Annotated in this window: 10 protein-coding genes; 6 read left to right on the top strand and 4 right to left on the bottom strand. The window is 71.0% G+C overall.

The genetic code is table 11. The annotated features are described in order from the left end of the window. Window positions 1–5: 5 nt before the first annotated feature. Window positions 6–773, bottom strand: a complete 768-nt coding sequence (locus ADL03_RS09390) for a PIG-L deacetylase family protein (RefSeq protein WP_231641696.1) — start codon at window positions 771–773, stop codon at window positions 6–8. Continuing rightward, window positions 770–1,609: an ABC transporter permease gene (locus tag ADL03_RS09395; protein ID WP_082373010.1), complete on the bottom strand. Its 840-nt coding sequence runs from the start codon at window positions 1,607–1,609 to the stop codon at window positions 770–772. Before ADL03_RS09395 ends, ADL03_RS09390 begins: the two co-directional genes overlap by 4 nt. Window positions 1,610–1,656: 47 nt before the next feature. On the opposite strand from ADL03_RS09395, the gene ADL03_RS09400 reads away from it, so the two are divergent. Then, the gene (locus tag ADL03_RS09400) at window positions 1,657–2,493 is read left to right on the top strand and encodes an alpha/beta fold hydrolase (protein WP_053732982.1); all 837 of its coding nucleotides are present in this window, start codon (window positions 1,657–1,659) and stop codon (window positions 2,491–2,493) included. Here ADL03_RS09400 and ADL03_RS09405 read toward each other — a convergent pair. Then, the gene (locus ADL03_RS09405) at window positions 2,453–3,565 is read right to left on the bottom strand and encodes a glycosyltransferase family 4 protein (RefSeq protein WP_053732983.1); all 1,113 of its coding nucleotides are present in this window, start codon (window positions 3,563–3,565) and stop codon (window positions 2,453–2,455) included. The two genes, ADL03_RS09400 and ADL03_RS09405, sit on opposite strands and share 41 nt — an antisense overlap. Window positions 3,566–3,744: 179 nt before the next feature. On the opposite strand from ADL03_RS09405, the gene ADL03_RS09410 reads away from it, so the two are divergent. From ADL03_RS09410 to ADL03_RS09425, 5 genes are all read left to right on the top strand, one after another. Next, window positions 3,745–5,340, top strand: coding sequence for a long-chain fatty acid--CoA ligase (locus ADL03_RS09410; RefSeq protein WP_053732984.1), 1,596 nt, complete (start codon window positions 3,745–3,747; stop codon window positions 5,338–5,340). Between the two features lie 185 nt (window positions 5,341–5,525). Then, entirely contained in the window at window positions 5,526–6,860 is a 1,335-nt protein-coding gene (locus ADL03_RS09415) for a helix-turn-helix domain-containing protein (RefSeq protein ID WP_157528395.1), read from the top strand. A gap of 329 nt (window positions 6,861–7,189) precedes the next feature. After that, window positions 7,190–7,858 carry a cytochrome P450 gene (locus tag ADL03_RS09420; RefSeq protein ID WP_053732986.1) on the top strand — a complete coding sequence of 223 codons (669 nt, stop codon included), beginning with the start codon at window positions 7,190–7,192 and terminating at the stop codon, window positions 7,856–7,858. Further along, on the top strand, window positions 7,855–7,998 hold the full coding sequence (locus ADL03_RS46805) for a hypothetical protein (protein WP_157528397.1): 144 nt from the start codon (window positions 7,855–7,857) through the stop codon (window positions 7,996–7,998). The genes ADL03_RS09420 and ADL03_RS46805 overlap by 4 nt, the downstream gene beginning before the upstream one ends. 43 nt (window positions 7,999–8,041) lie before the next feature. Beyond that, on the top strand, window positions 8,042–8,440 hold the full coding sequence (locus ADL03_RS09425; protein WP_053732987.1) for a hypothetical protein: 399 nt from the start codon (window positions 8,042–8,044) through the stop codon (window positions 8,438–8,440). On the opposite strand, the gene ADL03_RS09430 is transcribed toward ADL03_RS09425, so the two are convergent. Then, window positions 8,441–8,783, bottom strand: a 343-nt coding sequence (locus tag ADL03_RS09430; RefSeq protein WP_053732988.1) for a sigma factor-like helix-turn-helix DNA-binding protein, incomplete at its 5' end; no start/stop codon positions are given. It abuts the gene before it with no gap.

Below are 8,783 nucleotides of genomic sequence, written 5' to 3' on the forward strand. Positions count from 1 at the left end.
CCGCGTCAGCACAGCTCCGCCAAGGGGTGCGTCATCCGCGTACCGGCCGGCACGTCTCGCCGCACGTACCACTCCGTTCCCAGTGCCAGCCGGAACAGCGGGCGCGGCAACCTCAGCAGCGCCGCCAGCGTTCTCGTGTCACCACCGGGAGACGACGCCTGTGAGGCGTGTGCCGCCATGCTCGCGCGCTTGTCGGCCAGCCACGGCCGCACGTCGACCCGGTGCGTGATCTCCGCGCGGGAGCTGTACACCTGGTCAGCACCCGGTGGCGGCTTGATCCCGGCCAGCCGCGCGGCTTTCAGCCCGCGTGCGTACCAGCTCCGGTCCACAGTGGCCTCAAGGACGATCGGTGTGCGCGCGAGCCTCGCCGCCAGTGTCGCGACCGCGTGCACCTGCCGGTGGTCGGGGTGGCCGTAGCCACCGTTGGGATCGTAGGAGGTCAGCATGCGCGCGTTCTCCTCGCGCAGGACGTCCGCCAGCCTGAGGGCCACCCGGTACGGGTCTTGGGAAGAGAAGCCGTCCGGGGAGCCGAGGAGCCCGGAGTCGGGATAGCCGAGCTCCACCAGGCGATCGCAGCCGAGCACCGCGGCGGACGACCGCAGCTCGGCCCGGCGCAGCGCACCCGGATCCCCGCCACCCGCGAGCAGCCCGGCTTCTCCCGCGGTCGCCACGACGAGCACCACGCGGTGCCCCTCGGCGCTCAGCCGCGCCATCGTGCCCGCGGTGAGCAACGCCTCGTCGTCCGGGTGGGCGTGGAAGAACAGACAGGTCACCACTTGATGTCCTTCTTCCGGAAGATGTGGTGGGCCAACGTGGAGAACGCCGCGAAGTAGAGCAACGCGGACAACACCCCCTTCGAGACGTATGTCCAATCAGGAGCGGTGGTCGTCAGGTCCAGCCACGCGAACCCGAAGTGGCTGGGCAGGAGCTCACGCACGCCGTCGGGCAGCGGGAGGTCGTCGAGGATCTGCGACAGGTTCGACACGGCGAGCGGGAGGCCCCACGCGACCAGCACCCGGTCGGTCGACACGCTCACCGCGAGCGCCGCACCACCGAGCCACAGCAGGTGGACCAACTCGTACCCGATCATCTGCACCACCATCAACAGGCAGTACTCGTAGGAGATGCTGTCCCCGAGGGGGCTCACGGCATCACGTGTGCCGAACGCGATGCTGCCCGCCACGACAGCCGACGCGGCCACCACGGCGAACGCGGCGGCACACCTGAGCCACGCGGCAAGGGCTTTGACCCACAACAGCCGTTCCCTGGGCACGGGCATGGCCAGCAGGTACTTCAGCGACTGCCAGGACGCCTCCGAGGCGATGGCGGAACCGAAGAAGACGGCGACGATCATCGGCAACGCGAGACGGCATGACGCGAACAGCACGAACATGGCGAAGTTGCCGCCACTCGCCGTCGCGAGCTGTTCGATGTCACCACCGAGCCACGGCGCGGACGACGGCGCACCCACAAATGCCAGCGCCAGCAGCACCGGCACAACCACGGCCAGGGAAAAAACCAGGCGCGTCTGCGTGGTCCGTTTGTGGCGCAACAACTCCGCTCGCAGTCCCAGCGCGACGACCGGCCGTGCACCAGTAGCCCCGATCACGTCGTCACTCCGTTCTTCGGGCCGGAATCTCGTGCAATACTCCCGAAATGACCAACCACGAGAACCTCCGCGCGGTCACGGACGACGGTGTGGCGCTCCACGTCGAGGTGCAGGAGGCCGAGCCGGACGCGCCGACGGTCGTGTTCGTCACGGGCGTCAACACCACGCTCAGGTTCTGGCGCCGCCAGCGCGGCGAGCTGACCGGCCGGGCGCGGATGGTGCTGTACGACCACCGCGGGCACGGGGGTTCCGGTCAGACCGAGCCCGGTGCCGCGACGATCGCGCAGCTCGCCCGCGACCTGCACGTGGTGATCACGACCGCGGCGCCGGACGAACCGGTGGTTCTCGTCGGTCACTCGATGGGCGGCATGGTGATCACCGCGCTCGCCGAGCAGCTGAGAGAGGGTTTCCACGACCTCGTCCGCAGCGTCGTGCTGATCAACAGCGTTCCGAACGGCCTGGCCCAGCACTGGATGAAGATCTCCGAGGCTGCGGCCCGGCGCACCGTCCAGGTGGTGCGGAAGGTCCTGCCCGCGGCCCGCCGCACGAGCCTTGCCCTCACCCCGCTGCTGCGCCGGGCCGGACTCGTGAGGTTGCTGCCGGAGGTGCCGAGCGAGGTCACGGAAGCGTTCATGGCGGCCGCCTCGTTCGCCGACCACCGCGCGGGACTGGAGCGGTTCCACGACCGGAACACGCTCGTCATCGCCGGAGAACGGGACAACTGGGTGCCGCTCGTGGCGACGACCGCGATGGCGCGGACGATCCGGGGCGCGACCTTCGTGGTGATCCCGGGAGGTGGTCACCTCACGCCCGTCCGGAACCCGGAGCTCGTGTCCGCCCACCTCAGGTCCTACCTGGACAGTGTGACAGCGGATCGGCGCTAGGCGAGCGGAGGGTGCCCGGTGCGTACAGCGAGTCCCACCGGGCCAGCACCCTGCTCCAGTCGAAGGCGTCCAGCGGGTGGTCTCGCGCGAAGCCCGCCGTGCTGCGCCTCAGGTCGTGGTCGGTGACCATCGTCCACAGCCCGTCCGCGAGTGCGACCCCGGGTTCGCACAGGAACCCGTTCTTCCCGTGCCGCACGAAGTCGTTCACCCCGGACTCCGCCATCGCGAGGACCGGCACGCCGGCGGAAAGTGCTTCCACGGTGGCGATGCCGAACGCCTCGCGCCGTGCCGGGTTGACGAACAGGTCGGCACTGCCCAGCAGGTCTCTGATGTCGTTGCGGCGCAGGGCACCCGCGAACGACACCCGGGACGCCAGGCCGCAGCGCCGGACGTACGCCTCCGCCCTCGCCCTCTCCGGTCCGTCCCCGGCCACGGTCACGCGCACGTCCGCGGCGCCCGCGACCTCGCGGACCGCCTTCAGGAACGTCATCGGCTCCCGCCGGGCCACCAGCCGGCCGACCGCGACGACGTGCACGCCTGCGGGACGGTCCAGTGGACGCGGCACCCGCCACCACCCCACGTCGACCCCGTTGGGTGTGACGTGGACCGGCAGCTCCGGACACGTGCGGCGAACGCGGTCAGCGGCGAGTGAGCTGACCGCCGCCACCGTCACCCGGTTGCGCGCCCAGGACTTCAACCCGGCCAGCCGTGCCGCGAGGACACCCGGCCCCACCCACAGCGAGTGCACCGACACCACGGCCCGCACGCCGAGCTCGACCGCCACGTCCACCCCGGCCCATCCGAGCGGGGAGACGACGCTCGCGTGTGCGTGGACCACATCAGGGCGCAGCGGGGCGAGAACCGCCCTGAGCCGCCCGTGCGCCCTCCAGCCGGCAGGCACGCGGTGGACGGTGAAGGGGAACCCCGCATCGACGCCGGAGGCACCGCACTGCCGCGTGATCACGTGCACGGTGTGCCCCGCGGCGGCCTGCCGCGCCGCCAGGTCGGCGACCTGACGTTCGATCCCGCCGAGCCGCGGGTGGAACGAGTCGGTTACGTGGGCGATGAGCATCCCGGGGTCCCGTCGCGTGGAAGGAGGTGCACGCAGTCCAGGATGCGGTCCGCCCACCGCGAGATCAGCCCGGTGTCGCAACCTGACACAACTCGCCGGGGTGCCTCTTGGCAGCGTGCCGAGAAGAGGCGTGAATCGACCGTGAACGACCACCAGGCCCGCAGAGGGGAAGAACAACCGTGGCACTCTCGATTCCCGGACTGCTGTGCGACCGCGTCACCCGCACGCCCGACGGCGAGGCAATGCGGTACCGCGACGGCGCCGGATGGGTCTCGCTGACCTGGGCACAGCTGCAGGACCGGGTGGCGCGCGTCGCGTTCGGCCTGCGCGAGCTGGGCCTCGGGCGCGGTGACCGGGTCGCGCTGATGGGCAGCACCACCATCGAGTGGATCATCGCCGACCTGGCCGTGCTCGCCGCTGGCGGCGCGACCACCACGATCTACCCGAACAGCACCGCCGCCGAGGTCGCGCACATCGTCGCGGACTCCGGCAGCAGGATCGTCGTGGCCGAGACCGACGAGCACGCGGCGATGGTCCAGGACGCCCGGGTCCTGCGGTTCGCCGAGATGCCGGAGGGTGACGGCGACTACTCGGCGTTGATCGCCGCGCTCCAGCCGTCCGACCTGGCGACGTTGATCTACACCTCCGGCACGACGGGCCTGCCCAAGGGCGTTGAGCTCACCCACGACAACTGGCTGACGACCGCCGAGGCCCTCGCCACGCTGGACATCCTGCGGGACGACGACCTGCACTTCCTGTGGCTGCCGCTGGCCCACTCGTTCGGCAAGGTGCTGACCGTGGCCATGATGGCCGCCGGGGTGCCGACCGCCGTCGACGGCGCGGTGGAGCGGATCGTGGACAACCTCGGTGAGCTGCGGCCGTCGATCGTCGCCGCCGCGCCGCGGATCTTCGAGAAGATCCACGGCCGGATCGTGGCCGGGGTCCGGGAGAAGGGCGGCATCGCGGAGCGGATCTTCACCTGGGCGGACCGCGACCACGGCCCGGCGACCGCCTGGCTGGCCGATCGACTGGTGCACGCCAAGCTGCGCGCCAAGGTCGGTGGCCGCATCCGCTACTTCATCTCGGGCTCCGCGCCGCTCGCTCCCGAGATCGCGGAGTTCTTCGCGCGAGCGGGACTGCCCATTCTGGAGGGCTACGGCCTGACCGAGTCGTCCGCGGCCACGTTCGTCAACCGCCCCGGCTCCGTCAAGATCGGCACGGTCGGGCCGCCGATCCCCGGTACGCAGGTCCGGATCGCGGCCGACGGCGAGGTGCTGATCAAGGGACCCGGTGTGATGCGCGGCTACCACAACAGGGCCGCCGAGACGGCCGAGACCCTGGTCGACGGCTGGTTGCACACCGGTGACATCGGGGAGCTCGACGAGCTGGGCCGGTTGACGATCACCGACCGCAAGAAGGAGCTGATCAAGACCTCCGGCGGCAAGTACGTGGCGCCCGCACGGATCGAGTCGCTGCTCAAGGCCGCGTCGCCGTACATCGGCAACGCGATCGTGCACGGAGACCGGAGGAAGTACTGCGTGGCGCTGGTGACGCTGGACCCCGACACCTCGGCGGGCCTGTCCGACGTCCAGGCGGAGGTCGGGCGGGCGGTCGAGCAGGTGAACGGTCAGCTGGCCCGGCACGAGCAGCTCAAGCGGTTCGCCGTGCTGGAGCACGATTTCAGCGTCGAGGACGCGTTGCTGACCACGTCGCTGAAGCCGCGCCGCAGGGAGATCGAAAAGCGCTACGAATCGGTGCTCGACGGTCTCTACTGACCTGCCCGGCTCATTCGGGTCGAAATAGGAGGTCGTTTGGCCGTGACCGGCAGAAAGTGAATTCCTGCAGGTTCTTCTGCATGGTTCGCGGGTGGGTGTGTTCCTAGGTTTCTCCTCGTATCCGGCTGTCACATTTCCTTCCTGCACACGGATCACCGCCGTGCGCCGCCGTCCAGGAGACGAAGATGACCTGTTGCGAACCCGACCTGACCGGCAGAGCGGTGGTCCGTCCCGAGATCGAGGCGTCGTGGCGCCGCTCGCGGCGGGTCGGCCTGAGCCCGTTGAGCGAGGTGGGCGTGCGGCCGGTGCGGGCCGTGCCGTCCAGCCACCCCCTGCGGCGGCTGGCCGCGGACGTCCTGAACGGGTTCGAGAAGGACATCTCCGGCAGCCCGTTCACCGCCGTTCTCGCGGACGCGGCAGGGGTGATCGTGGACCGGCGGCCCGGCCTGCCCCAGCTGGTCACCGAGCTCGACGCAGCCGGTGTGGTGGTCGGCCGGCAGTTCACCGAACCTCTCACCGGGACCAACTCGATCTCGCTGACCATCGAGCTGGGCCGGCCGGTCGCGGTGATCGGCACGGAGCACTTCCTCATGCGGTTCAAGGACTTCGCCTGCTACGGGTACCCCATCACCGCCCCGTCGACCGGACGGCTGGCCGGGGTGCTCGCCCTCGTCTGCCCCCTCGACATGGCCAGCCCGCTCAGCCTTCCGCTGCTGCGGCGGTTCGCGGAGGAGATCGAGCACCGCATCCGGCTGGGCGCTCCGGCGGGCCAGCCGAGGGTCCCGGTCGTGGACGCCCGGCTGCCGCACTACCGGCGGCGGCGCCTGCCCGTGCTGGTCGCGGGTGAGCCCGGCACCGGCCGGACCACGGCCGTGCGGCAGCTGGCCGGGACGAACGCGGTCCTGCGGCTCGACCTGACCCGTCCCGGGCACGAGCAGCTGGCGGCCCGGCACCCCGGTCTCGTCGTGGTCGAGAACATCGACGCGCTCGGTTCGGCCGAGGTGGTGAAGCTCGCGCACCTGCTCGACGCGGGCACCTGCTGGATCGCGTTGACCAGCGGACCGCTGGCCGAGCTGGACGACAACGGCCGCGCGTTCGCGGCGCGGTGCGTCGGCCGGGTCGAGCTGCCGCCGCTGCGCACCAGGCTGGACGACCTGCCCGCGCTCGTGAACGACCACCTGGCGGCGCTGGGCGCGACCGGTCGCCTGCGCTTCGCCGACTCGGCGTGGAAAGCGCTGCGGCGGCACACGTGGCTGGACAACTTCCGCGAGCTGCACGACCTCGTCGAGCACCTGCTCGCGCTGCGCACGGCCGGCGAGATCACCGTCCACGACCTGCCCGAACGCTTCCGCAACGACTTCGCCAAGCAGCCCAGGAGCCTCATGGCGAAGACCGAGTACGAACTGATCATCAAGACGCTGCGCACGTGCGGGGGCAACCGCGTGAAGGCCGCCGAGCACCTGGGCATCAGCCGTTCGACGTTGCACCGCCGGTTGCGCTCCTTCGGCATCGCCGCGTGACGGCATAGGTGCGAGTGGAAGCCGCATGACAGCTGGCCCCGTGTCCGGAGGGGAGAACCCTCCCGACGGCCTCCTGCCCTGGCCACCGCGGCGTGCCGGCGACATCGCGGCCGAGTACCTGCCCCGGTGGGGCGGTGCGCCGATCGTGCGGGTGCGGCTGGCCGGTGGCCGGACGGCGTGGCTCGTGACGCGGCACGCCGAGGTCAGGTCGGTGTTGTCCGGACGCGGCTTCGCCATGCGAGCCGTTCCTCTGCACCGCAACGACGAGACGGCGGTCGTCCGGGCATCGCGCATCCTCCGGCTGGACGGCGCGGAGCACCGCCGAGTTGATGCGCATCGGCATCGCGGCCCAGGACGCGAACGAGTACGCGCAGGCGGCGCTGGACCACCTGGCGAAGATCGTCCACACCAGGTCCCGCCGTCCACAGGACGACCTGATCAGCGATCTGGTCACCGGTTCCGGCCTGACCGCCGACGAGATCGCCGAACAGGGCGTGACGCTGCTGATGGCCGGGTACGAGGCGCCCGCGGGGATGATCTCGAAGGGTGCCGTCGAACTGGCCGCCGACCCCCGGCTGCGCGCCGCGCTCACCGGCGACGATCCGGACCTGCGCGCCGGCGCGGTGGACGAGCTGCTGCGCCACATCTCGATCGTCCAGTACGGCATCGACCGGGTCGCCACCGAGGACGTGGTCATCGGCGGCCACCGCATCAGGCGCGGCGAGCCCGTCATCGCGCTGCTCTCCGCCGCGAACCACGACCCGGCGTTGTCCCGCACACCTGACGAGATGAACGCGCGGTGCCCGGTGCGGGGCCACGTCGCGTTCGGCCACGGACCGCACCACTGCCTGGGATTGGAACTGGGCCGCGCGATGATCGAGGTCTCGCTCTCCCGCCTGTTCACGGAGTTCCCCGCGCTGCGCGTCGTGGACGGCGACAACCCCGAACGCGACGAGTACGTGATGGGCGGGCACCTGCGCCTGTGGGTCACGTGGTGACCTGGCCCGGCCTGTACTGCCCGATCGAACCCGCGACGCACCCGTCGGCCGAGTGGCTCACGCGGTTCGAGCTCGTCCCGGACCCGCGGCGGCGGGCCCGGTTGGTGGCGGCGCGACTCGGTCCGCTCGCCGCGGCCTGAGCGACGAGCCGCTGACGCCGGACGAGGCGAGGAACTGCTGACGATGGCGCTGACCAAGCTCGCCGACACGCTCACGGTGTCGGGTGATCCCGCGCGGTCGCTCGGCCTGCTGGACGAGGCGGAGTCGTTGTTCCGCAAGCACAGCGCGTTGATGGCAGTGTCACGGGTGCAGCGGCTGCGCGGCATCGCGCTGCTCCGGCTGGGCCGGTGGCGGGAGGCGGAAGAACAGCTGCAGCACGGCCTCGACTCGTCGCGGGCGATCGAGGACAAGATCGAGAGCCTGGCGTGGCTCGCGGAGCTGGCCGACGAGCGCGAGGACACCGCACTGGCCCGTGAGCACAGGGTGCGGGCGCTGGCGGAGTGCGCGGGCTTCAACACCCCGATGGTGCGCAGCATGGCGGCGAAGATCGCCACCAGCCTGGGTGTCTCCCTGCCTGCCTGATCACCAGCCGGCGGCGGTCACGCCGTGGCCCGCGAGTGCTTCGGTCATGGCGATGGTCGCGTTGTGCACCCGTGACTTCATGGTCCCCACCGGCACCCCGATGACGGCGGCCGCGCCCTGCCGGGTGCGGTCGAGCCGGTAGACCTGCTCCAGCGCCTGCCGCTGCGTCGGGGTGAGCCGCGCCAGCCCCTCGTCCACGACGCACCGGCTGACCACCTCGTCGGCGAAGTCGGCACCACGCCCAGGCAGCAGGTCGAAGTCGTCGTCGCCGAAGATCACCGGACGGGCCCTGTCGCGGCGGATCCAGTCGACGATCAGGTTGCGCGCCACCGTGAACAGCCAC

It is taken from the genome of Nocardia sp. NRRL S-836 (assembly GCF_001279525.1).
GTDB lineage: Bacteria > Actinomycetota > Actinomycetes > Mycobacteriales > Pseudonocardiaceae > Lentzea.